Source organism: Paenibacillus sp. J2TS4 (assembly GCF_018403245.1).
Taxonomy (GTDB): domain Bacteria; phylum Bacillota; class Bacilli; order Paenibacillales; family NBRC-103111; genus Paenibacillus_L.
Map to the genome: position 1 here is coordinate 874,848 of NZ_BOSH01000001.1, position 25,581 is coordinate 900,428.

The 25,581-nt window shown below is 51.3% G+C and carries 19 protein-coding genes and 1 pseudogene; 14 read left to right on the forward strand and 6 right to left on the reverse strand.

Annotation, left to right across the window (positions count from 1 at the left end):
* Positions 1–50: 50 nt before the first annotated feature.
* Positions 51–1,652 (forward strand): response regulator, encoded by a 1,602-nt coding sequence (locus tag KJS69_RS03810; protein WP_213581652.1) that lies wholly within the window; start codon positions 51–53, stop codon positions 1,650–1,652.
* Between the two features lie 263 nt (positions 1,653–1,915).
* On the opposite strand, the gene lplA is transcribed toward KJS69_RS03810, so the two are convergent.
* The 4 genes and pseudogenes from lplA to KJS69_RS30190 all read right to left on the reverse strand — a co-directional run.
* Positions 1,916–2,905 (reverse strand): lipoate--protein ligase, encoded by a 990-nt coding sequence (lplA, locus tag KJS69_RS03815; protein ID WP_213581653.1) that lies wholly within the window; start codon positions 2,903–2,905, stop codon positions 1,916–1,918.
* A 168-nt stretch (positions 2,906–3,073) separates the two neighbouring features.
* Entirely contained in the window at positions 3,074–4,210 is a 1,137-nt protein-coding gene (locus tag KJS69_RS03820; RefSeq protein WP_213581654.1) for a GNAT family N-acetyltransferase, read from the reverse strand.
* 397 nt (positions 4,211–4,607) lie between these two features.
* Entirely contained in the window at positions 4,608–6,185 is a 1,578-nt protein-coding gene (locus KJS69_RS03825; protein WP_213581655.1) for an FAD-dependent oxidoreductase, read from the reverse strand.
* A 101-nt stretch (positions 6,186–6,286) separates the two neighbouring features.
* Positions 6,287–6,382 (reverse strand): annotated as a pseudogene (locus tag KJS69_RS30190) (AraC family transcriptional regulator); the annotation flags it as partial.
* Between the two features lie 379 nt (positions 6,383–6,761).
* Here KJS69_RS30190 and KJS69_RS03835 point away from each other — a divergent pair.
* The 12 genes from KJS69_RS03835 (at position 6,762) to KJS69_RS03890 (ending at position 21,733) form a co-directional block, all read left to right on the forward strand.
* Entirely contained in the window at positions 6,762–8,777 is a 2,016-nt protein-coding gene (locus KJS69_RS03835; protein WP_213581656.1) for an alpha-glucosidase, read from the forward strand.
* Between the two features lie 794 nt (positions 8,778–9,571).
* A complete protein-coding gene (locus tag KJS69_RS03840; protein ID WP_213581657.1) occupies positions 9,572–10,678 on the forward strand; it encodes a M24 family metallopeptidase in 1,107 nt (368 codons plus the stop codon).
* Positions 10,675–11,661, forward strand: coding sequence for a bile acid:sodium symporter family protein (locus KJS69_RS03845; RefSeq protein ID WP_213581658.1), 987 nt, complete (start codon positions 10,675–10,677; stop codon positions 11,659–11,661). The genes KJS69_RS03840 and KJS69_RS03845 overlap by 4 nt, the downstream gene beginning before the upstream one ends.
* A 286-nt stretch (positions 11,662–11,947) precedes the next feature.
* Positions 11,948–13,252, forward strand: coding sequence for an ABC transporter substrate-binding protein (locus tag KJS69_RS03850; RefSeq protein ID WP_213581659.1), 1,305 nt, complete (start codon positions 11,948–11,950; stop codon positions 13,250–13,252).
* 139 nt (positions 13,253–13,391) lie between these two features.
* Positions 13,392–14,267 carry a carbohydrate ABC transporter permease gene (locus tag KJS69_RS03855; protein ID WP_213581660.1) on the forward strand — a complete coding sequence of 292 codons (876 nt, stop codon included), beginning with the start codon at positions 13,392–13,394 and terminating at the stop codon, positions 14,265–14,267.
* 12 nt (positions 14,268–14,279) lie between these two features.
* Positions 14,280–15,095, forward strand: a complete 816-nt coding sequence (locus tag KJS69_RS03860; protein WP_213581661.1) for a carbohydrate ABC transporter permease — start codon at positions 14,280–14,282, stop codon at positions 15,093–15,095.
* Between the two features lie 44 nt (positions 15,096–15,139).
* The gene (locus tag KJS69_RS03865; RefSeq protein WP_213581662.1) at positions 15,140–16,498 is read left to right on the forward strand and encodes a hypothetical protein; all 1,359 of its coding nucleotides are present in this window, start codon (positions 15,140–15,142) and stop codon (positions 16,496–16,498) included.
* An 8-nt stretch (positions 16,499–16,506) separates the two neighbouring features.
* Positions 16,507–17,736, forward strand: a complete 1,230-nt coding sequence (locus tag KJS69_RS03870) for a diphosphate--fructose-6-phosphate 1-phosphotransferase (RefSeq protein WP_213581663.1) — start codon at positions 16,507–16,509, stop codon at positions 17,734–17,736.
* Positions 17,737–17,767: 31 nt separating this feature from the next.
* On the forward strand, positions 17,768–18,502 hold the full coding sequence (locus KJS69_RS03875) for a GntR family transcriptional regulator (RefSeq protein ID WP_249730337.1): 735 nt from the start codon (positions 17,768–17,770) through the stop codon (positions 18,500–18,502).
* A gap of 74 nt (positions 18,503–18,576) precedes the next feature.
* Entirely contained in the window at positions 18,577–19,431 is an 855-nt protein-coding gene (locus KJS69_RS03880) for a class II fructose-bisphosphate aldolase (protein ID WP_213581664.1), read from the forward strand.
* A 105-nt stretch (positions 19,432–19,536) separates the two neighbouring features.
* Positions 19,537–20,958 (forward strand): aldehyde dehydrogenase family protein, encoded by a 1,422-nt coding sequence (locus tag KJS69_RS03885; protein WP_213581665.1) that lies wholly within the window; start codon positions 19,537–19,539, stop codon positions 20,956–20,958.
* Positions 20,959–21,163: 205 nt separating this feature from the next.
* On the forward strand, positions 21,164–21,733 hold the full coding sequence (locus KJS69_RS03890) for a YkoP family protein (protein WP_249730338.1): 570 nt from the start codon (positions 21,164–21,166) through the stop codon (positions 21,731–21,733).
* A 24-nt stretch (positions 21,734–21,757) separates the two neighbouring features.
* Here the strand turns inward: KJS69_RS03890 and KJS69_RS03895 are convergent, their stop codons facing one another.
* Positions 21,758–22,651, reverse strand: a complete 894-nt coding sequence (locus KJS69_RS03895) for a metallophosphoesterase (protein ID WP_249730357.1) — start codon at positions 22,649–22,651, stop codon at positions 21,758–21,760.
* A 56-nt stretch (positions 22,652–22,707) separates the two neighbouring features.
* Positions 22,708–24,183, reverse strand: coding sequence for an alkaline phosphatase family protein (locus tag KJS69_RS03900; RefSeq protein WP_213581667.1), 1,476 nt, complete (start codon positions 24,181–24,183; stop codon positions 22,708–22,710).
* A gap of 177 nt (positions 24,184–24,360) precedes the next feature.
* Between KJS69_RS03900 and KJS69_RS03905 the strand changes: the two genes are divergently transcribed.
* Positions 24,361–25,497 (forward strand): MGDG synthase family glycosyltransferase, encoded by a 1,137-nt coding sequence (locus tag KJS69_RS03905; RefSeq protein ID WP_213581668.1) that lies wholly within the window; start codon positions 24,361–24,363, stop codon positions 25,495–25,497.
* Positions 25,498–25,581: the final 84 nt, after the last annotated feature.

Below are 25,581 nucleotides of genomic sequence, written 5' to 3' on the forward strand. Positions count from 1 at the left end.
GACCATGTAATTACGAAGCTTCGATGCATTAGGATAGGAGGCGCAAGAAGATGAATCTGATGATCGTCGAGGATGAAGCCCGTCTACGCAACAGCCTGGCCAACAATATTCCATGGGAAGAGCATGGCATCGACGTAGTCGGCTTGGCGGCTAATGGCAAAGAAGCCTTGGAACTGATTGACCGCAAAAAACCGGATATTCTGCTCGTAGATATCCAAATGCCGGAAATGGATGGACTGACCTTGGCCAGGCTTGTTCATGACAAGGATCCCTACACTCAGTTTGTAATTTTGAGCGGTCATGACAATTTTGCTTTTGCCCAGTCCGCTTTGGAGCTCGGGGTCTGCAAATATTTACTCAAGCCTGCAGGGGATACCGAAATATTGGAGGCGATTCTTGAAGCGGCAGAGAAGGTTCGGAGAGAAATGGAAAAGCGCCACAATCAGCAGCAGCTTCAATTGAAATGGAGTCAACACCTTCCATACGCCAGAGAGATGTTCCTTCAATACTGGCTGACCGGGAAATATGTGGAATGGGAAATTAAGGAAAAGGGTCGCGATCTGCTGCCCGGCTTGCAGATGAATCAGCAATATATCGTTGCGGTAGTGGACATGGATCCGCTGCCCGAAGAAGAGAAGCGCTTCAAGGATAGCGATAGCCAACTGCTGGATTTTTCGGTCAAAAGTGTCGCGTTGGAATTTTTGGAACGGACCCCATGCTGGATTTGCTCAGACTCCGCAGGGGCTACGGCCATTATTTTTACCTCCTCTCCAGCAGAGGACGGGTCAGATTTTCTGTTGAATGTCAATACGCTGGTCGTCAAGCTGCTGTTTGTTATTAAAGAATGTCTCAAGCTTACGGCGAGCGCGGGAATCAGTAAGCCGACGCTGGATAAGGAGTCCGTCAGCAAGCTGTACGAACAAGCGCGCAAAGCGCTGCAGGAAAGGATTGTCTACGGCAACGATCTTGCTGTGCCTTATCGCGGGGAGAGCTTGAAGGAGCCTGTTTTGCCGGCAGAGCCGAATATCGAGAAGGAACTGGAGATCGCCTTGGAGATTTCGGACTCTAATAAGGCAATGATGGCGCTGGATCTTATTTGGCAGCAAGGGATGTTTAAGGCCGGCTCCGTGGAGGAGATGCAGGAGAATGTCCTCTATTTGAGCAGCCTGTTTATCCGCTTCGTCCACAAGCAAGGCTGGTTGCTGCAGGAGGTCGTGGGCAATGATTTTGCCTATTATCGCAATACCCAGGGGCTGACCTCCAAGGATCAGATTTACGAATGGATGCGCCGATTTGTTAAAAGCTTTATTTCTTATCAGCAGACCCAAAGAAAAACAACGAGCCATAAAATGGTGAGGGAAATCTTAACGATTGTCGAGAATGAAATGGATCAGGAGCTGACTCTGCATACCGTCGCTGACCGGCTGTTTGTCAATTCCTCTTACTTGAGCAGGCTGTTCAAGCAGGAGACGGGGAAATCTTTCTCCGCTCATGTGCTGGAACGCAAAATGGAGTCCGCCAAAGGCTATTTGCTGGAAGGGGCCAAGGTATACGATGCGGCCCGCATGGTGGGCTACCGCGATGTCAGCTATTTCACGCGGGTATTCCGCAAGTACTGGGGCGTCACGCCGGGAGAAGTCAAAGGAGGCTGATCTTGGGAGAGGCTCGCCCTTTTCGTAGAGTCTTACCCGTTCGGAAAGTATACTTAGGCTTCCTCGGCAGCGGTAAATTAAGGTGCATTTCTGCTCTTTAAATTAGCCGTTACCGATTATTGTCTTTATAGAGCGCAAAACTAATTGCAATGATTTGGATCGGCAGCCGGCCGAAACTGCAGCAGAGGCAAGGGAATCCTTTTCCTTTGCCTCTTTGCGATGCTTATTCAGTAAGATGTTGGACAAGGTGGGCAGAAATAGGATTAAAACAACAGAGACAGCAGCGATTCATTGTCCAGATTTCCAATATATTTGCTGGCATCCGCTTCATTCAGCGCCTCCTGCACGGTCGCTTTGTCATAGCGCAGCCCGACCAGCCGGTTCTCCAATTCCGATACGTCCTGGAGACCGAAGAAATCGCCGTAGATTTTCGCCGTCTGGATCTTGCCCTTGTCAATATCTAGTCGGACGTCGACCGTTCCTACGTTGTCAAAGCGTCGGGACTGACGGAAATTCGACTTGGGAGATTTGCCGTAGTTCCAGTCCCAGGAACGATAACGAGAATCGGCCAACGCCTCAATTCGCTTCCAGTCTTCCTCCGTCCATTTATATTCAGGGATGTCCGTACTTCCGAAGATCGAATGCAGCACAGACTGTCTGAATTGCTCAATCGTCATTTTTTGCGGCAGAAATTCCGAGATATTCGCCACACGGCTGCGGATTGACTTGATCCCTTTGGATTGGATTTTGGCGCTGTTTACTTTAAGGGCCGACACGACGTTCTCCATCTCGGAGTCGAACAGCAGCGTTCCGTGGCTGAACATTCTCCCTTTGGTGGCGTACTGGGCATTGCCGGATATTTTTCGCTCGCCGACCTGGATGTCGTTGCGCCCGGTCAGCTCAGCCTCCACTCCCAGCTTCCGTAGAGCTTGAACGACCGGCTCGGTAAATTTGCGGAAATTGTGAAACGAGCGGCCGTCGTCGTTCATAATAAAGCTGAAATTCAAATTGCCCAAATCGTGATAAACCGCTCCTCCTCCAGACAGTCTGCGGACGACGTGGATGGAATGAGCATTGACGTAATCGGCGTTGATTTCTTCCGATGTATTTTGATTCTTGCCGATAATGATCGATGGTTCATTAATGTAAAAAAGCAAGTAGTCTTCGTCACGAGGCAGTTCTTTAAGAGCATATTCCTCTATAGCCAAATTGAGGCGCGGGTCGGTAATCCCCCGGTTATCTATAAACAGCATCTCTATCTCCTCCGGAATCCATCAGCATTGTCCTTCTACAAGAGGACAACCTCATTGTAGCCTAAAAAAGACCTGGAGACAAAAAAATTAGCTCTCCGGCGAGAGCTAATTTGTCGTATGGCACCAGAGGCCATCTATATTATTATAAAATCTGCATAAATCCAAAGGCTACACGTAATTCAACCCCGCATCATAAGGGAACGGGATCGGGAACAGGGAAGCGAGCCGTCCTTTGAGCGGTTCGGGAGCGTCGATCTCCGGGTCCGGATCGAAGAAGAGGGAGATCGTTTCCTGAACGGATAACGTTGCGGCTGAACCATCCAAAGAGACATGGGTCCCGCCATTCTCCAGCCTCTTGATTTGCAGCGCCGCTGCCGTCTTGGCATCGACAGACATGAGGTAGGGGCGGAGTTCATCCAGCAGTCTTTCCGGATCGGTAATACAGATCGTTCCATTGGCTTTGCCGGTCTTCCGGGGAAGTCCCTCGAGTGCGGCGACCAACTGCTCTTCATGCCAAGGAACCGGGATCGTTAATTGCTTCATTCCGTAAGCCTGAGCCGCGTAATTCAGCAGCGCAGGTATGGCATCGGCTGCGCCTCCCCATTCAAACAGGTGCGGTCCGCGTTTCGGATTATCCAGATACGGAATTCCGACTACCGCAAAGGCAAGCAGATCGCCGTCAGCCTTCTGAGCGACGACGACTTTATGAGTAAGCTTGAAGCAGCTGCTTAGCGCATTCGCATGAATCAGTCCGGCTAAATCCCAGAGGCTCTGTTCATAACGGCTGAAGCGGCCTCTGGCCAGCTTGTGCAACCGGAACCAGTCGGTCGGGGCAAGCTCACGTACGATGGCCCCTTCCGGAAGTGAACTGGAGGGGAAAGGCTGTCCTTCCTCCCATTGGTAATGATGGACTTGACCGAAAGTATGGCAGCCTGCACGGGTGTATAGCGATCGCCCTCCCGAGACAAGAAGGAGCGGGGCGCCTGCCTTGTTCATATGATCGAAGATGAGCGCCAATATTTCACTGGCCGTTCCTCTTCCCCGGTAATCCGGGTGGGTGCATACGGAACCGAGAGAATAGGCGGGCAGTTTTGCCTCGCCGATGCGCAGCACAACGGGAACGAGACCCATGAACGATACGAGCTTGCCATCGTCAAAAGCGCCGTACGATTGTCCGAGCGGCTCCGAGAATACGTGGGAAAAAGCGGTTTGCATCGAACCTTGCTCGGAATCGCGAAAGATGGAATCGGAAAGCTTCGCCGCTTCATCTAATTCCTTCTGGGTTAATAAACAACGAATTTCCATAAATACGCCTCCTAAATGACTATTGCCGCAAACGCTTTCGTCTCCCCAAGATGCAGCTTCCGGCCCTGCCCGCGAATTGGTAACCGTCTCGTTTTGCCCGTTAACGTGTAAGGCCAGGATAAGACTAGAAATTAACGAGGACGATGAAGATTAACGAAGGATCAACAGTACCTCGTAGGCTAAGCGTCCTATTGCGGTGAGGCACAATAACGTCAAATACAAAAACAAAACGCTGGAATGAGGGCCGTCCGTGGAAAGATTGGAATATCACGACCGATTTGACGATTTGCGGAGTCTCATTCCAGATTGTAACATATTTATGGCCTGTCATGGATCAATACAGGCTTAATATTTCTTCGGTCAGCTAGCTGTGTCACCGAACTGTACGCATGGACGCCTATACAGCCCGGATCGTTGGCCAAGCCAGTTCGATTCCCTCTGCCGTCAGCAGCCGTTGATAATCCTCGAGCAGTGCGGAGTCGCTGCGGACCTGGCGCGGGCGGACCTGGCGGTCCAGGCTGAATGCCGCCAAATAACCGGCAGCTTCCCCGATATTCCATTCGACCGGATGCAGTCGGTAGCAGCCGTTCGTAATATGGGTCACCCCCAGATTCTTGCAGGCGGGCAGCAAGTTGTTGACCCGGATCGGCAGGAGACTGCCGAGTGGAATCTGGAACGGCAGGCTGGAAATGTCGATATAGTGCCGCAGCGCCGTACTCGGATGGAGATCGATCCGATAGCATCCGATTCCGACGGAATCGGCGAATTCGGCTGCCCGGCCGTTGTCGCTGCAAGCGGCGCTGACGTGCTGTTCGAGCACGGTAAACTCCGCTTTAATTCGCCGTGATTCACGAATGTAAGGATATAAGGCGAGACCGTCCTCGCTGTTAGTTACGTCTCCGCGAAGCCTCAGCCCGGGATAGCCCTGCTTGCCATCTGGACGGGGAGCTTCTGTCTGCAGCCAGTACAGCAAAGACAGACTGAGCTGTTTCGCGGCTTCCAAATGCTTTTGCTTCTCCTCCGGGCTGACATCGATGATCGGTCCGAGCCAATAATCGTTGGCCGGCCAGTTAACCAACGAGATATCCCCGGGGAAGGTTCCCGGTACGAAATGGTTCTTGTCAATAATTCTCCGGTAAACCCAAAGCGGGAATTTGTTGCCGTCCCCAGGAAACAGAGCGTAGGTGACCGGCTCGAGAGTATGGGGTCGGACTCCGGCAAAGCTGAGCTGCTTATCCGGCCAGAAGTCGGCTTTATATTGATTCCAGAAATCATAATCTCGGGGCTTTTCTATCGTATGATCTTCCCCTTCCACATAATCCATCGCAAAGCAGTGCGTGAACGACTGCATATCCATAGGATCCGCCGGTCCGTCCAGGGCGTGAGGCTCGCCGGTGTCCTGCTTCGATTCCGAGCCGGTCACATACTCGACTCCGGCCAAGGGCAGGACATCTCCACATTCCGTTGCGTCGAGAAAATATTGGGCCGTCAGTTCCATTCGCGATCCCGTATCGAGATGGCGGACAGTCACAGAGACTACCTCATCGCCATCGGTCCGGGCGCTTTCCGGCTGCATCCGGGTCAGCACCTTCAACCGGCCGCTGTGAATATAGGGAGCCAGCATCTGCTCGATAACGGCCCAGGCGGCCCGGGGTTCATGGCTGATCCGGCTGACGTTGGCGCTGCCCGGATTCCAATGACGGATGGCTCGAGCCTCGGCCGTAAGCGGAAAATGGTCGCGATAATATTGACGGACCCCGTCGCGGAACCGGCGGTAGCTTCTCGTACAGCCGAAGCTTTCGATCCACGGATGCTCATCGGGCGGTACAGCCTGGCTCGTTAATTGCCCGCCAATCCAAATCGTTTCCTCCGTCATAATGACGTTCTTTCCCATCCTCGCAGCGGCCAAAGCTGCGGCGCATCCACCTGTGCTTCCGCCGATAATGACAATGTCTGCATTCATTTCCTTATTCAAATCGGCACCCTCCCTTAGTTTAAATACGATTTACTCTATTGTAATGATAAAGCGAACAAGCTGAAAGTGAGGTTCATGACTTTTTGTGGTACTCTGATAGCTTAGTGCGTTCCCGGCAGATGCCGGGGCCTGTGCTTTTCACGGTATTGCCCCGGCGTCATTCCGGTATGCTTCTTAAAAACACGTACAAAGTAAGGGGACTTGTTCTACAGCATGCTTCATCCACAAATCGCAGCCTCCTGAAATCATCTGGATAAAAGGGGCAATGACCCGGTGAAATCTGTATCCATAGTGACATTATCTCAGAAAAGTTATGGGATGACCTTATCACAGCCCAGCCCAATAACATCACTTTAAAAAGAACTATTGACACTGCTATAGGGATATACTAAAATCTTAAACATCATGATGTTATTATCTTTTGATGAGAAAAATAGCTTTAGTCTTTTTTGGAGAAAAGAAGGATGAGATGAAGAGGCATTTGAAATTTATCCTTATAGGCAAACAATGTCCGTCTGGATAAAAGAAAAAATCTCTGTAAGCGGTTTGAAAAAAGTGGAGCAGGGGGTAGCAAGCATGGGTTTTCAGGTTCGCGATCATGAGGGACGGCTGACGGTGGAACTGGATGGTCGGGAAATCATCCGGCATTCCCGGACAGAGCCTTGGATTTATGCAGGGCATGGAGAAGGTCAGTACGATATGTACCGGGGGAACTTCAGCATTAGCGACCGGCTTGGGGAAAAGCTGGCTTTGATCGACTACATTGTAGAGTCATCCGGGAGCGAGGGAGCGCGCGTTACATTTTCCAGATCCGGGCTAAATTCTCTCACTGTTCTCTTTGGGCAGGAAAACGGCCGGGCTGTTATTCGTTTTACAGGGAATACGGATAGAATGAATCGCCTTTGGCTGAGGCTCGCGGCGGAGGAAAGAGAGCATGTCTATGGCTGCGGAGAGCAGTTCTCCCATTTTGACTTGCGCGGCAAAAATTTTCCGCTATGGACGTCGGAGCAAGGAGTCGGCCGGAATAAAGATACGTACGTCACCTTTCTGGCCGATAAGGAAGACCGGGCGGGCGGCGATTATTACTGGACTTTTTTTCCACAGCCGACCTTCGTGTCCAGCCGCAAATATTATTGTCATGTCGATGATAGCGCCTACATGGACTTTGATTTCCGGAATGCAAATTATCACGAGCTGCATATCTGGAATATTCCCGAGAAGCTTGTGCTGGAGACGGCGGATACCTATGTCGGCCTTCTCCGGAAGCTGACGGCATATTTCGGGCGCCAGCCCGAGCTGCCCGATTGGGTCTATGAAGGGGTATGGATTGGCGTGCAGGGCGGCACGGAGGTCGTGCTGAGCAAGCTGGACCACGCCCTGTCCAAAGGTTTGAAGGTAAGCGGAATATGGGCACAGGATTGGCAAGGAGTCCGCTATACTTCGTTCGGCAAACGGCTGATGTGGAATTGGATCTGGAATCGCGAGCTTTATCCCGGTCTGGATGAAGAGATTGTCAAGCTTCGTGAGAAGGGCATCAAGTTTCTTGGCTATATTAACCCTTACGTCGCTGTGGAAGGGCATTTATTCAAGGAAGCGAGCGAGGGAGGATTTCTGGCGAAAGATACTCAGGGAGAAGATTATTTGGTCGATTTCGGCGAATTCTATGCCGGCATCGTCGACTTCACAAACCCGAAGGCGTGTGAATGGTATAAAAAGGTCATTAAAGAAAACATGATCCAGTTTGGCTTGTCCGGCTGGATGGCTGATTTCGGGGAATATTTGCCTACCGATGTCGTGCTTCATAATGGGGCTCCGGCGGAATGGATGCATAATGCCTGGCCCGCCATTTGGGCCGGATTGAATCGCGAGGCCATTGAGGAAGCCGGCAAGCTGGACGAAGTGACTTTCTTCATGAGGGCCGGATATACGGGCAGCCAGAAATATTGCACGATGATGTGGGCTGGAGACCAGAATGTCGACTGGAGTCTCGACGATGGCCTCGCTTCCGTCATCCCGGCGGCATTGTCGCTCGCCATGACCGGCTGCGGACTGCATCACAGCGATATCGGCGGATACACGACCTTGTTCGGCATGAAGCGGACGAAGGAGCTGTTCATGCGTTGGGCCGAACATAGCGCTTTCACTCCGCTGATGCGCACGCATGAGGGCAACCGCCCCGACGATAATTGGCAGTTCGATTCGGATGACGAGACTCTTTTGCATTTTGCGCGGATGAGCCGAGTCTATGTCGCTTTGCGATCGTACCTGAAGGCGGCGGTGAAAGAAAACGCCGAATCCGGAGTGCCCGTCATGCGTCCATTGTTCCTTCATTATGAAGCGGACGAGCGCGTCTATTCGATCCAATATCAATATTTGCTGGGGCGGGATTTGCTCGTCGCTCCGGTCATTGAGGAAGAAAAGTCGGCCTGGGCCGTATATTTGCCCGAGGATCATTGGATCCATCTGTGGACCGGCAAATCTTATTGGGGCGGCGATGTCGAAGTGGAAGCTCCGGTCGGACAACCCCCGGTATTTTACCGCGCGGACTCCAGCTATGCAGCGCTGTTTGAAGCTTTGCGCTCGTTGGAATAAGCCCGGGATGCGTCGAGCTTCTGAGATAGGGTGCATAACTGCGCTTTATTGGTGGGAGGGCAAATGGACGGAATTATGCGCTCTCCCGGTACGCCGGCGCGCGTTGCGGACTGACGGTATGCGCAATGGTCAGTCAGGCGAGCCTCAGAGCTTCATTGGCTCAAAAGGGCTAAAGGATGCAATAGTGCTTTCTCCCGGTGCGCGTTGCAGCACTGGCGCCATGGGAATGGTCAGCCGGGTAAACATCTGTGCTGCATTGACCCAAAAGGGCGAAAGAATGAAATTAGGGTTACGCACTCCATTGGCTTATTAGGGTGAAGGGATGGAATAAGGTGCAAAAATGCACTCCGTTTTCGGCGATTATTAGTTTAGATCGGATGGGGTGCAAAAATGCTCTTTAATCTTGTATTTTTTGCAAAAATGCGAATTTCTTCAGAATTAAGGTGCACAAACGCGCTCTATTGGCTCAAAAGCGAAAAAGGACGAAATTAGGGTGTACAAATGCACTCTAATGATCTGAAGGGAAAGATGAATTAAAAGTCCATTGTACTCTATTGGCCGGATCAGGTGATGTGAAATCTGGCAAGAGATATTAGAAGATGCGAGCTCAGATGACGAGATGCAACCTGATGATAGACCAAGTAATCATAGCCAAGTAATGCCAGGCCAGCGATGCCAGGCCAGTGATGCCAGGCCAGTGATGATAAGCCAAGTGATGAGGCCACGTGATGAAAGCCAGCACTTATGCTAGACGATAACGCTACGCCCGCAGACGAGATGGGGGAAAACTTCTTATGATGAACCAACAATATAATGACGAATTCAGCGAACGAGTAGCCGCTCTGCGCTCGGCAATGGAGGAAGAAGGCGTCGAGGCGGTCCAGATAGCATTGCAAAAAAACGTATCCTGGCTTACCGGAGGGAGAAGCCACGTCAATACGGCATCAGAGGCCGCCTGCAGCCTGCTGCTCGTCACAAGCCGGACGTGTCATCTGCTCGTCAATAACATCGAGGCCAGGAGATTGCTTGATGAGGAAACTGCCGCCCCGGACTTCGAGCAGAAGGTGGAGCTGCAGATTTGGCCCTGGAGCTCGCCGCAACAGCGAGGAAGCCTCGTGAAAGAGCTGACGGAAGGGATGACGTGCGTCCGTACCGATGCCGAGCTGGAGGCTATTTTCCTCCGGTTGAGAACAGCGGTTCGACCGGAGGAGCTGAAGGCGTGGCGGACGCTGGGCCGCCTTACGGGGGAAGCCATCGAGCAGGCCGCGCAGAAGCTCAGGAGAGGGCAATCGGAGTTCGCCATCGCCGGTTTGCTTGCCAGCGAATGCTGGGAGCGCGGCCTGGAGCCGATTGTGAATCTGATCGCGGTGGACGAGCGCATCTTCACGCGAAGGCACCCGCTGCCGACGGCCAAGACACTGGACGCTTACGCGATGCTGGTCGTCTGCGCCCGGCAGAACGGGCGAATCGCCTCGGCTACCCGGCTGGTCCACTTCGGGGAGCCCTCCGCCAGGCTGAAGCGCAAGCATAACGCCGTAGTCGAAATCGATGCGCGTATCATCGATGCGACCCGGGGCGGCCGTACTCTGGGAGAGCTGTACGGCGAATTGGAGGGCTATTATCGCGAGGCCGGTTTTGCCGAGGAAATCGCCTTTCATCATCAGGGCGGCTTGACGGGTTACGCCAGCCGGGAACGGATCGCGACTCCGGGGGATGCCTATCCGGTAGCATCGTCCTCGATTTACGCCTGGAATCCGTCTATTGCCGGAGTCAAGTCGGAGGATACGATCTTCGTAGGTGAGGATGGAAATGAAATATTGACAGGAACGGGGCTCTTTCCGCAAATGGAAGTGGTCGTCGGAGGCCGTGTCTGGAGCCGTCCGGGTATCCTTATCCGATGAAAGTGAGTGCATTGGCGGCGACCAACCGGCTGTTGGAGCGCTGGATTATTGTCATCCTGCCAGTCGTGTTATTCGCCGGATTTCAAGCCTCCGGCGCTTTAGAGCGCTACGTCCCGGCAGTGCCGTTCCTGTTCATGTACCTGACGTTCGTTTCGTCGATCAACGTGACCAAAGAGCAGTTCGCCGAGCTGCGCAGCAAGCCTTGGACCATTGTGATTCTGCTTGCTTTAGTGCATGCGGCTACGCCCTGGCTCAGCTATGGCGTGCTGAGTGTGCTGTACGGCCGCGATAATGAACTGATGCTGGGCGCACTGCTCGCTATGATCCTGCCGATCGGTGTCACCGCGATCGTCTGGGTAACGATGAGCCGGGGCAGCACGGGGATTGCGATAGGAATGGTGACCCTGGATACTCTGCTCAGTCCTTTGCTGCTTCCGCTCACGCTGTGGCTGCTGCTCGGCACTTCCGTCTCGATAGATGCGGCAGGGCTGATTTGGGGAGTTGTCAAGCTGGTCGTCCTGCCATGTTTGGCGGGGATGCTCGTCGGCATATGGCTGCGCCGGAAGGACAGGCAGACTCTGCGCCTTAGCCTGGGCTTGTCCTCGAAGTTGACGCTTTATGTCATCGTCTTGCTCAATGCGGCGGCGATGGCGGCATCCATAACACAATTGGCCGGCGAAGTGGTGAAGCTGGTCCTGACCGTTGGCGGCCTCATGGTGATGGGCTACGCGCTTAGCTGGGCCGCGATGCGGGCGATGAAGCTTGGCAGCGGGGCGGAAATCGCGCTGACCTATTCGGGCGGGGTCCGCAATTATACGGCGGGGATCGTTATTGCCCAACTGTATTTCACTCCGCAAGCCGCTATTCCGGTCATGATTGCGATGCTGCTTCAGCATCCGCTCGCCCTCTTTGTGCACTTTTTGTTCTCACGCTTGAAGCAGGCGGGAACACGCTCCGCGTCGTCGGCCTCCTCGACAGCCTGACAGAAGCCGGCATCTCTACTGAAACGTGCGCCTTTCCGAAGGCGCGCCTTGACGGGCACGCGTTTAAGATCCGGGCAAAGGAAGAGGCCGGGCCCTCCATTTAAAATTAATTTGCAAAAATGCATTGACAACAATCGGGTAACGTCTCTATACTGTAAGCGTAAACATCATGATGTTATTATGAATGTCAAAATGGCTAAAAGCAGCTTGATGGCTTTGCGGCCGGTTTTTAACCGCATTCCTGGCATCGGATGGTTGTTATAAAGATCATAGGGAGGGTTTCAGAATGACAAGAAACAGAAAATCAGCATTCGCCTTAACGTTGGCAGGCGTCATGCTTCTGGGCACCGCTTGCGGCAGCGGCGGCGGAAGCGGAACAGATGGCGGCTCCAAGGACGGCTCGAAGGGCGGCTCGAAGGGCGGGCAGAAGGATGTATCGATCAGCTTCATCCACTGGCGTGGAGAGGACGCGAAAGTATTCGCCACGCTGATCGAGAAGTTCGAGAGTGAAAATCCGGGAATTAAAGTGAAGATGGATATTTATCCATCCGAGCAATACCAGTCTACAGCGCAAGCCAAGCTGCTGGACGGAACGACGGGAGATGTGTTTGCCGCTTTCCCAGGCGCTCAGTTCGAAGCGATTGCCAAAGCGGGGCTGTTCACGGATTTGACCAACGAGCCATTCGTCAGCAACTATAACGAGAACCTGATTCAAGTCGGGGTCAAAGATGGCAAGCAGCTGGCTATTCCGCTGCAGCTCGTCTACAACATGCCTATCTATAACGTCGGTATTTTCGAAAAATACAATCTCGAGCCGCCTAAAGATTGGGAAGGTTTTCTGGAGGTTAGTGAAAAGCTGAAAGAAAACGGAATCACTCCGATTGCGTTCCCTGGATCGGATATCGGGCCGGGTCAGTTTATGAATCCGATGATGATGAATAATGCGCCGGACGAAGACATTTTCCAGAAGCTGGAGGCCGGGGAGGCCAAGCTGACAGAGGATTGGTGGCTCAAGACTCTGGAGCAATTCAAGGAATTGAATGATAGAGGCTATTTCCAGAAAGACTCGCTAGGTACGAAGAAAGACGCTGCCGGCGCTTTGTTTGCCCAAGAGAAAGCCGCCATGCTGGCAACCGGTTCGTACATGCTGGCTACCAACAAGGAGCAGAATCCGAATCTGAAACAGCAATTGCTCGCGCCGATCACGGTACCCGCAGATGAGGCTCAGTACGAAGGAATTCACACCACGACGTTCATGCTGGCTTTGAACAGCAAATCCAAGCATGCGGAGGAAGCCAAGAAATTCATTGAATTTTTGAGCCGCAAAGACATTGCCGGGGAGTACGCCAACGAAACCGGGCAGCACGTGACGGTTGAGGGCGTCGAATACACATCGCAGGAATTGCAGGATACTGCGGTATGGATGGATAAGAAAACGCGTTTCCAGCCCCGTTATTTTATAATGAACGGCGAAATTCAGAAAGCCGTCACCAACTCGATCCAGGCGGTGCTCGCCGGAATTGATCCGGAAAAAGCCGCCCAGGAAGCCCAGGCTGTCGTCGATCAGCAGTTGAAACTGGCCAATAAGTAACTGGCAGCACCCGACTTGGAAGGGGGCGGTTTCCGGCATTCGCCGGACCGCTGTCCTTCTGTCGCGGACGATTTATCGCTTCGTATGCACCCGGAAGTGATAAAAAAGGGGGGAGCTGCAAACCCGCAGGAGGTCACCGATGAAAACTAGCAAAGCGATTTATTTGTTTCTTTTACCAGGCATGCTGCTGTATTTGATTTTCTTTGTTTATCCGACGCTTAGCGGCTTGTACTATTCTTTTACCGATTGGGACGGTCTGTCCCCGGAGTACAGCTTTGTCGGGATCGATAATTATACGAATATGATTTCTAATGATCTAGTTTTTACGAAAGCGCTGGGCAACAATCTGAAGTTTATGTTTAGCGTAGTTATCGTTCAAACCGCTTTATCGCTCCTCTTGGCCGTTTTGCTGGTGAAGAACTCCAAAGGCAGCGTGTTTTTGCGGGCACTGTATTTCTTCCCTACGATTATCGCGTCGATTTCCGTCGCTTTTATCTGGTCGTTTATGTACGATCCGAACATGGGACTGATCAACCGCACGCTCAGCGCCATCGGTCTGGATGCCCTGGCCATGAACTGGATTGGCAACATGGACATTGCCATTTACTCCATCGCCTTCGTGCAGGTATGGGCGCATACCGGGCAAATGATGGTCGTCTTTATCGCCGGACTTCAAGCCATACCGGAGGATCTGTACGAAGTAGCCCGGATTGAAGGGGCTACCCGCCTGCAAACCTTCAAGAGAATCACCTGGCCGCTGATCGCGCCTTCTGCGACGATCGTTGTCGCTTATACGACCATCCAATCTTTCAAGGCGTTCGATCTTATCTTTGCCATGACCGGCGGCGGTCCCGCTTATTCTACGGAAATATTGTCGACGTTCCTATATCATACGGCGTTCCAAAATTATAAATTTGGCTATGCCTCGGCCGGTTCCGTCATTTTCATGTTTATTATTGCCCTCATTACGCTGCTGCAGTTCCGTATTTTGAGAGGCAGCAAGGTTTCTTACTAGGAGGGGTGTCTGATGGTGCTTAAATGGGGAAAACGATTGATCCTGCTACTATTTGCTGTCCTGATTATTATACCGGTATCTCTGGTATTCATCACATCGTTTAAGCAATCGACGGAATTTTATTCCAATCCGGTCGGCTTGCCCAAGCAGTTCACATGGGACAGCTATCTGGAAATGTTTCAACAGCAATCGATGGGCCTGTATTTTATGAACAGTGTGGTGGTGACGGTCTCCACTGTGTTCTTCATTCTGTTCTTCTCCACCATGATCGCTTATGCCATCATGCGAATCGGAGGCAAAAAAGGCTTTATCGTTTACGGTTTGTTCGCCTTGGGCATGATGGTTCCGTCCCAGGTCAACATGATTCCGCTCTATGCGCTCGTCTACAAGCTGAAGATGACCAATAGCCTGACCGGACTCATTATCGTCTCTATTGCGGTCTATCTTCCTGTCGCCGTCTTCATCATTTCCGGCTTTATGAGCTCCATGTCGAAGGAATTGCTGGAAGCGAGCAATCTGGACGGGGCCAACGAGTGGGTCATGTACCGCAAGGTGGTTTTACCCATATCGATGCCATCTGTAGCAGCGACCGCTATATTCTTGTTCGTGATGGTCTGGAACGACCTGCTGTACCCACTGCTGTTCATTACAGAAAAAACGAAAAAGACGATTCCGCTGGCATTATTGCAATTTCAGGGGGAATATGTAACCAACTTCCCCGCCATTTTCGCCGGTGTCGTCATCGCTTCCGGGCCGATGGTTCTGGCTTATGTGCTCTTGCAGCGCTATTTTGTAGCCGGAATGACTGCCGGAGCGGTCAAAGGATAACCGTTTGCCGCAGGGCAAGGTCACACAGAAGGAGGACAATAACGATGCTGACAATGAATTTGGCTTTTCTCCCCTTGGCTAGGCCAACATTTGATATAGAAACGGCCAATACTTATTTTGCTCAATCGTGCGAGCTGCTTAAGCAGCAGGTGGATGGCTGTCGTTTGCCGGAGGGATTGCTGATGTCTCCGGAGGAGGCAGGCGCCTTCCTGCGTCAAGCAGCAGCTGAGACAGAGCTGGATGCGGTCCTTGTTCAGGCCACTACATTCATCGACGCCAGATTCATTCTGGAGATTATGGATGCGACAGAGGCGCCGATCTTGCTGTGGGGCGTTCGCGAGCCTCGCGTTAACGGTACCCGTCTATCGTTGAACTCGATGACAGGAATTAATAATTTGGCGAATTCATTAGTGGCCAAGGGCCGCAAATTCGCGCTGCTGTTCGGCAATCCGGCAGAGGAAGCACTGGCTCGCGAGCTCGGCAGCCAACTGAAGGTGCTTTCGCTCGTCCGTCAGCTGAGCCGTTTAAAAATCGGCGTGATCGGCGACCAGCCGGATGGCTTCCTGTTCTCAGGCGCTGATGCGGGCATGCTGGCCAAGCTGGGGCCGCAAATAGTGGAGCTGGATCTTCGGCAGGCGTTCGATCGCGCTAATGAATTAAGCGAAGCGGAGGCGCAGGCGGCGGTTGAAGCCGTCTCCGGTCAAGTTAAGGGACTGGAGCTGATACCGCCGGAAGGCGTAATGAAATTCGCGCGCTTCCAAACCGCGCTGCAGCAGCAAATTCAGGAGCTGGGCATTGCGATGGTCGCTGTCCGTTGCTGGCCGGAATTTTTCACAGATTATGGGGCAGCCGCCTGCTCGACCGTTTCCAGTCTAATCGATCAAGGGGTGATGGCCTCTTGTGAAGCGGATATTCATGGAGCGATTACGATGCACATCCAGCGGCAGCTCTGCGGAAGCGCCCCGTATTTGGGCGACCTCGTTCATATCGATGAGACGAAGGATTCGGGCGTGTTCTGGCATTGCGGAGCGGGAGCCTTCTCGCTGGCACGGCCGGATACGGGAGCGGTGGCCGGCTTGCATCCGAACCGCAAGCTGGGCTTTACTCTTGAATTTGGCCTGAAGCCGGGGGAGGTATCCATTCATCGTCTGGGGCCGGATCCGAGCCGCCCCGGGGAGTATCGGATGTTGATGATGAAGGGCGACGCGCTCGACGAGCCGCAGAAATTCTGGGGAACGAGCGTGGAGGTCGGCTTCCGCCAGCCGGTTGTGCCCTTGATGAAAGAACTGATGAGGCAAGGTTTTGAGCCGCACTACTCGTTAGTGTACGCCGATATCAACGAAGAAATGAACATACTGTGCGATTGGCTGGACATTCGTCCGGTCGTGCTTGGAGAGGCGTGACTATTAGGATGATGGAGAAACCTACTGGCATTAGGCAACGTAACCGCCTGCGGGTCGCCATCGCTCAAGTGGGCGGTCCGACGGCTGTTATCAATTGCAGCTTGCTCGGCTTTGTGAACGAGCTTCGCGAGCAATTTCAAGGCGAGGAAAATCGGCTGGAGCTGTTCGGTGTCGTCGATGGCATGTCTGGCTTATGCGAAGGCCGATTCTTCAAGCTGGATACGCGGCACTCGTTCGAATGGCTGAAGGATCAGCCCGGAGCGGCGCTTGGGGCCGGACGCAAGGCTTTGTCGCAGGAAGACCTGCTGTCCTGTCTGGAGTCCCTCCGGCGTCATGACATTCGCGCGTTGGCTCTGGCCGGAGGCAACGGGACGATGTGGGCTTGCCGCAGCATCGAGCAAGCGGCTAAGGAGCTGGGTTATGAGCTGCAGGTGATCGGAATCCCCAAGACGGTAGATAATGATATTCGGGTCACCGATCATACTCCGGGCTTCCCCAGCGCCGCGAAGTTCGTGGCTCATGCGATCCGGGATATTTGGGCCGATCTTCAATCGATGAGAAATTTCGAGCAGGTGCGCGTCATCGAGACGATGGGCCGCAATGTAGGTTGGTTAAGCGCCGCATCCGGCTACTTTAAAGAAAAAGAAGAAGATGCGCCGCATTTGATCTACATTCCGGAGAAGCCCTTTGATTTTGAGCGAATGGTGAAAGAGGTTAAAGATGTTTACGAGGAGTTGGGCTGCTGTCTGGTCGTGGCCAGCGAAGGATTGAAGGATGCCGATGGGCAGCCGATTCGGGCGCAGGGGATTGCCAATGGGAAAAAAAACGGTCAAGGTTTGCAGGCGCTGGGAGGAATCGGGTCCACAATTGCAGAAACGATTAGTAAAGAGCTGGGATTAGCCTGCCGCTATGAAAATTTGGGCATCTTGCAGCGCTGCGCGTCATTCGCTGTCTCGCAGCAGGACCAGATCGAGGCCGAGGCGGTCGGACGAAGAGCAGCAAGCCTGCTGCTGGAAGGAGCCAGCGGATGTATGGTGACGATCGTCCGCTTGAGCGATCAACCTTACAGATGGGATGTCGATTCGGCGCCGTTCGATGAGGTAGCCGGGATCGAACGCAACTTTGATCCACTCGATCTGTCCGCCGGCGGACGAATCAGTGAGCGGCATAAAGCGTGGCTCAAGCCTTTTATCGGGCAGAAGGCGCCTTATAGACGATTGAATCTCAGCTCGGTATGAATCGTATAGACACGCTCTGGAGAGGGGTTTAATGATGGAACCGATGTTGAATCCGAAGCTGCCGATACCGTTGTATCATCAGCTGAAGGAAATTTTTGACGCTAAAATAGAAAACGGAGAATGGCAGCCGGGTCAGCTTATCCCGACGGAGAATGAGTTGATCGCACTCTATCAAGTAAGCCGGACTACCGTCCGCGAGGCAGTGACGGCGCTGGTCAACGAAGGGAAGCTGGAAAAGAAGCAGGGGCGAGGCACGTTGGTGTGTAAGCCAAAGCTCGTCGAGCGCCTGGGGAGATTGACAGGCTTTACCGAGGAGATGATGGCCAAAGGCTTTGCGCCCAGCGCCAAAGTGCTGGAAATCGGGGAGGTTGATCCTCCGGCGATCGTGAAAGACCGTTTGCTCGGCGGCAAGGAAGAGAAAGTGCTTCATATTCGCCGGATTCGGCTGGCGAACGGGGAGCCGATTGCGATTGAAAGAACGTATTGGCCGCTTGAGATCGGGCGCTGGTTCTTGCAGGAGGATTTGGAGAATATCGCTTTTTATACGGTGCTGGAGCAAAAGGGAATTCAGCTGCGGGACGCCGATGAAGGAATCAGCTCGACAGCCGCCAGTAAAAAGGACGCCCAATTGCTCAACATCAAAGAGCGTGATCCTCTGCTGCGAATGGAACGGGTGACGTATGCCCTGAACGGGATGCCGATCGAGTATACCTTTACCGATTACCGCTCCGATCGCTATACTTACCGGGTTCACCTGCACCGGTAAGCCGGTACGCGGTTTGGAGCATAAGAATGGACGAGGCAGCTTTAGACGATTTATGAAGAAACGGGGTTGGACAGATGAAGTTGGTATCAGGGAAGGAATGGTTGGAGGACGCCAGAAAGCGTCAATATGCCATTGGGGCGTTCAGTGCCCATAATGCGGATATGATTCAGGGCATACTCGAAGCCGCTGAGGAAGAAAAAGCTCCGGTATTGATTCAAATTGGCCAGCGGGCGATCCGTTACTGCGGGTTTGCGCCGCTTGTGGAAGCAATCCGCTTCTACGGACAACGGACAGATGTCCCGGTCATCATTCACCTGGATCATGGCAAAAGCTACGAGCAGGCCATCCAGGCCATTCAGGCGGGCTGCACTTCGGTCATGTATGACGGATCTCACTTGCCTCTTGCCGAGAATGCGGCTGTAACCAGACAAGTGGTGGCCGCGGCCCATGCCGTTAACGTCTCGGTAGAAGCCGAGCTGGGGAAAATCGCCGGCGTCGAGGACGATCTGTCCGTGGATGAGAAGGATGCGTTCCACACGGACCCGGCTGAAGCGCTGGAGTTCTATCAGGCGACCGGAATTGATTCGCTGGCCGCAGCCATTGGTTCGGCTCACGGGTTGTACAAAACCGAGCCCAAGCTGGACATCCCCCGATTGCGGACCATTGCGGATAAGCTGGGCATACCACTTGTACTGCATGGCGGCTCGGGGATTCCCGACGATCAAATCAGGCTCGCCATTGCTAACGGGATTAGCAAAATTAATGTGGATACCGAGCTGCGAGCGGCTTATACGGACGGGGTGCGTGAAGCGTTGGAAGTGCATGGTCCCCAGCATGATGTCTATCCGCTGGGACGGATGGGGGCAGAGCGGGTAAAAGCGCTGGTTAAGCAAAAAATCCGCTTGTTCGGCAGCGCGGGCAAAGCATAACGGCACGAACCGCAGAAGCAGTCAAAGGAAGAAATAGTGGACGGAAGCCGGAAGCATCCAATGATGATTCAAACAACAAAGAAACGAAGGAGTGGGGAACTGACTATGCTGAAGCATTATCCGCTTTTAATTAACGGGCAATGGTTGGAAACCGGGGAGACTCTGGAAGTGCTCAATAAATTTACAGGAGAAGCAATGGGAGCTGTATCCGTAGCCGGCAAAGAGCAGGTCGATCAGGCGGTGTTTGCGGCTTTGAAGGCTTTTCAGACGAACCCTCTGCCTCCCTATAGGCGTTATGAAATTTTGAAAAGGGCGAGCGAATTGCTGCTTGCGCAAAAAGAAGACTTTGCGCATACGATTGCCGGAGAAGTCGGCAAGACGTGGAAGGAAGCTTTGGTGGAGGTAGAACGAACTGCCCAAACCTTGGAAGTATCGGCTGAGGAGGCCAAGCGGATTCAAGGAGAAGGGGTTCCCGTCGAAGCGTCTCCCGGCGCGGAGAATAGAATCGCCTTTACGATCCGCGTTCCGGTCGGAGTCGTCTGCGCGATTGCGCCCTTCAACGTTCCGTTAAATTTGGTGGCACATAAGATCGGGCCGGCATTGGCCGCAGGGAATACGGTTGTGCTCAAGCCTGCCAGCGTAACGCCGATAGTGGCGCTTAAACTTGCCGGGCTGCTAGTCGAAGCCGGTCTTCCGCAAGGCTACTTGAACGTCGTCGTCGGCTCCGGCTCTACGGTCGGCGATTGGCTGGCCAAGGACGAACGGATCAGCTTATATACGTTCACCGGCAGCCCTTCCGTCGGCAGGCAGCTGAAGGCGGCGACCGGCTTGCGCAAGGTGCTGCTGGAGCTGGGCAGCAACTCGGCAGTGATTGTCCATCAGGACGCCGATTTGGACCTTGCGATCAACATGTGCGTCGGCAAAAGCTTTGGCAACGCCGGGCAAGTATGCATCTCGGTGCAGCGCATTTATGTGCACCGCGAGGTTCATGATGAATTTGTCCGCCGTTTTGTCGAAGCGACGAAGCAATTGCGTGTCGGTGACCCTTATGACAGTCAGACGGACATCGGTCCGATGATCAGTGAGAAGGAAGCGCAGCGGGCGGAAGCATGGGTAACGGAAGCGGTGGAACAAGGAGCGCTTCTGGGATGCGGAGGGACACGTGACGGAGCGCTTTTCCAGCCAACGGTATTGACCGGAGTACACGATGAAATGAAAGTTTCTTGTGAAGAATTGTTCGCTCCTGTAGTGGGCATTGCCGTCTACGACGATTTGGACGATTGCATTAGAAGGATTAACCTGTCGCGCTACGGTCTGCAGGCGGGAATTTTCACGACGAATATCAACACGGCGTTCAAGGCGGCCCGTGAGATTCATGTCGGGGGAGTTATGATTAACGACGCTTCCCAGTTCCGTGCGGATCTGATGCCTTATGGAGGCGTCAAGGAAAGCGGATGGGGCAAAGAAGGACCAAAGTACGCGATTCAGGAAATGACGGAGGAGCGAATTATCGTCATGAATTTGTAATCAAGCTTGCGCTATGAACAGTGCTAAATGCCGCGGAATGGTTTGTAATGCTCAGATGTAACTACGAATGGACCCTAAAAGGGTCCATTTGTTGATGGAAGGTTATTTAGCGAGGTATGGGAGATTCCACTATAATTTCCATCTATGAATTTTAATTTCTCAAGAGAAAATAACAGCATCACTATTTCTAAAGGGGAATTGGGTCATGTGGATAAGATGGATTGCCGTGTCCATTTGGAATTTTATGGATCCCTTATATTATGCTTGCACCCGATTAAGGTATGTAGGGCAAGGCGGGCGAAATTGCAGCATCTTCCGGGTGCGGCTCACATCGTATAGAGGCCGGAATATAACTTTATCCGATGGGACGCCCATTAATAAGGGGGATACCTTGCTGAAGATTCATCTCCATAATGTCAATCTTATAAAGAGCATGTTCTCCATACAAAATGAAGTAGCCAGGGCCAGACATCTTTATCGGATCATCGAGAAATCGTTACCCGATCTCGCCATGTATGTCATCAACCACCCCGAATACGATAAGGTTAAAGGGGTTATCGGTATAACGACATTAAACAGAGGCTGTGGCGGGTTAGGTTTTGAAACGGTGCAAATTACAAGTTCCTGTTATAAATGGATCAAATTTTTAACGATGCTGCCCATTTACTTCTTGTCCGCCAATCAGCCGTTAAAAAATCTAAGAAAACAAGTTCCTGCCTATTTATTTTTGTCTAAAAACACCCTGATTTCCAAATACGCAAATTATTTCACCTGAAGCCTTCCGAGGCTTCAGGTCATTTTAAATCGCCGCCTGGGTTTTTTCACGGGAGGATATGGACAGGTCTGGCACTGGAAGTGGCAGTCGATGAATGGTGATCTCCGGCCGGCTTCCCAGCCGAATATTTAGACCGGTTTGTCCTAAGCCCTCACTGATATAGAAGGGCTTATCGTCATAAACATGAAGTCCTTTAATCATATTCATCTTAACTAGCTTGCCCATCTTAACCAAGTGGTAGGGCTTGGGCCAGTGAATTTGTCCCCCGTGAAAATGACCGGAAAGCAAATAATCATAATGGAAATTTTTCATGTGAAGAACGATGTTCGGATCATGGGTAAGAACAAGGCGGTAGCCCCTGTTAACTCCTTTGTAGGATTTACCTACCTGGCTCCGTTCTGTGCTAAAGTCATCTATTCCGATAATATTAACGGTTGTTCCGTTAATCCAAATCGTATCGCATTCATTTTGCAACGTTCTGCAACCATAATGTTCCAACAATTTCTTAAGGGAATGGAAATCTTGCCTCTTTAACACATAATCGTGATTGCCGAATACAGCGTAGATTCCATATTTGGCCTTCAGGCGGTTAAGAACCTGGAGATAGGGAATTAATTTGGGAATGCTCCGTTTGCGATCGAGAAAATCCCCGGTAAGGGCAATGAGATCGATTTGCTCATCCTTAAGCTTATCGTACAATTGCTTAGGTGAAATCGATATATTTTCCAGATGCATGTCGGAGAGCTGCAAAACATTGATCTCTTTTCCAGCCTCAAACTGATCTTCATAGGATGGCCCGATATCCACGTTGATCCTGTTGATCATCACTTGCCGGGTATTTGTATAAGCTTTGTATAGAAGAGCTGTTAGTGCGACTGCAACAACCCCTATAGATAGGAATAATAGCATAGTAAAAATAACCCCTTTCTATATTACCAGTATAGAATGAGGGGGAATGAATTGTTAGCGGTAATTCATGGAGCCGGCTCCCTTTCGTTGAACAGTTCCATAACAAACTGTTTTAAATCGATCAGCCGCGGGGGTTCTTTGACCGGATGCTGTGTACCGGCAATGATAAGGGGGATTAATGAATCGTATTTATGCAAAGAACCATGGCTGCCTCCGTTCAAATGAGTGGGGTAATAGCGGCTTTTGAATTCATACCGGGGGCGAGCTGTAATGACGATCATGGGGATGTCTTGGGAGTACAATGCTCCATATAGCCTGGACAGAACATCCGGGTAATCCCGATAATGGAACAGGTCCCCATCTTTTTGCAAATCTAATACTTCCCATTCTCCGACAATAGTCCAAGCGGAATGGTAAACATCTCTCTGAGACCCTCCCTTGGCGAAATAAACCTCCCGTCCGGATCCTCCTTCCTTGACTCGGACACCCTTATCTTCTTTCCAAGCAATAAGATCACATCGGGCTTCCGTAACGAGCGTCTCTATAATTTCATGCTGAATCGCCGGTCTTAATGGATAAATATAGGCCATTCGCTCATTGTTGCATACGATAAGATCCTGATTGGACACACGTTCACCCAATTGAAAGACGTGAAATGATTTCAGCAATTCGTCAAGATCAATGTTGAATTCTTTGCTTTTACCAATACGCGTCTGGCCATGATCGCTAATGACGATAATAATGTTCTGGTCCAGGGTCTGATCCCACGAGTCGAACGTATTTAGAAGGTCCTGAATATGTCCATCGACACGAATCAACGAGCTTTCCGCATGGGCGGGATTATTCTTATGAACCTCATGATCGTTGTCCGGCAGATAGACGAGCATAAAATCTGGCTGATGGCCCGATTTAATAAGGTGCTTAACTACACTTACCGCATATTCATCGTTTATTCCATATAATCGGGCCCCTCCTCTTAGACGGCTGGGAATATGCTGCTTCACCTTCGTATCCGCCATAGCACCCAACGTAAGGAAATCCGGACCGGATAGTTCCTGCTGAAGCTTAAATCCAGTGGCCAGCTTCACCAGAAAAGGCAGTTGAACGGGATGCTTCTTGCTGCTGCGATGCACCATGGCGTTAATTGAAGCAGAAGTGACTCCCATTTTATCCAGTTCCTCGAATACAGTAGATACTTGTTTGCTCAGATGCTTTTCATTCAAATTGTATAGAACATTTTGGGCACAGTAGGCGATCCCCAGCTTGCGGATGCATTTCCATCCATTAATGTAATTGATAATGGTTTTTTCTTCCGGGTTGTACCAGATCAGTCCGGGTACCCGATGAATATCCGGATACACTCCTGTAAGCAGGGAGCTGTCGACGGATGCGGTCATGGTTGGAAACGCGGTAACACAATGGGGCCAGTATCTTCCCCGCGTGATTAAAAATTGTAGTGCCGGAACCGTTTTATGACGAATACAATCCTCCAGCGTATCTGGCATCAAAGAATCAACCAATAGAACGATGACTTTTTTCAACGGTATCCGCCCTTCATTTTACTTGGTTAGCATTAATGTACAAAATGCTGATTCTGCCATAACTGTATGTACCAAAGGATAACTTTAGTGATCCGGATTATACTTCCTGTATTATTACCAGATATCCCGTATATATTATAGAAAATCGGGCGCAGGGTTCGGCAACGGGGGCTGTTTATGGTTAAGAAAATTTTGTTACTTCCTTTTTTAAAAATATCGTCCGGTCATCATCAAGCGGCGGATGCCATAATCGAGCACATTAAGCAGGTTGACTCGTCTATTGATTGCGAGAAAGTCGATATTTTACATTATAGCTATGGAAAAATGGAAACATTAGTATCTTCTATATATTTGAAATGGATTCATTCCGCACCGTACTTTTATAGCTGGATTTATCGAAAAAATTGTGTGAATCCGAATAAGATAAAAAGATATTTTATATACGAACAGTTATTCTTAAAATTCATGCAAAAGTTAGTTCAGGAAAAGAAGCCTGATTTTATTATTTGCACTCATTCCCTACCTTCTTATTTATTGAGTCAATTGAAGCAGAGGGGATATCTTTCGATTCCGGTAGCTAATGTTTATACGGATTTTTTTGTTAATAATATTTGGGGCAAAGAAGAAATCGATTACCATTTTGTACCTGATTTGTATACGAAAGAATGGTTGGAGGAGAGAGGCGTTCAAACTAAGCGAATTATCGTAACGGGCATTCCTGTTCATCCCCAACTGATGAGCCTTCCGAAGGAGAGTTATTCCAAATCTCCATCCCCTATATCCGTATTGATCACCGGTGGAAATCTTGGCGCTGGGGCGGGGGCGATTAAGTCAATCATTAATACTATTGGAGAGACCGGGAAAGTGAACTATACCGTTCTTTGCGGCAAGAATGAGGCATTGTATCAATATATTCGGAATATCAAACATCCTCAAATCATAGCGATGCCGTATATTCAATCGAGACAGGAAATGAACTCTTTGTATGGTCAAATCGATGCAATATTAACCAAGCCAGGCGGGGTGACGATTAGCGAATGCTTGTACAAAAAAATCCCGATCTTTGTCTATCATTCATTACCGGGACAGGAAGAATTCAACTTGCAGCATCTGCTGCGGCAGCAATTAGTTTTTTACTTGGACGATAGTAGTGAGGGGGTTGAGAATCAAATACTCACCCAATGGAACAATGAACATGAATTGTCACGCCTTAAAGACAGAGTCGACGAATACCATAAGCAGATCACAGATCCGGTGTCGGCTCTTCGCGAAGCTTTCTATGCATTGGAATACAAGCCCTCGCCGATCCAATGACCGCATCGCCTGTTGAGTTGGTTGACTTCAATGAAACCATAGCCGTTCCACTCTCTTGCAAGAACAGTTCATACCACTCAAAAG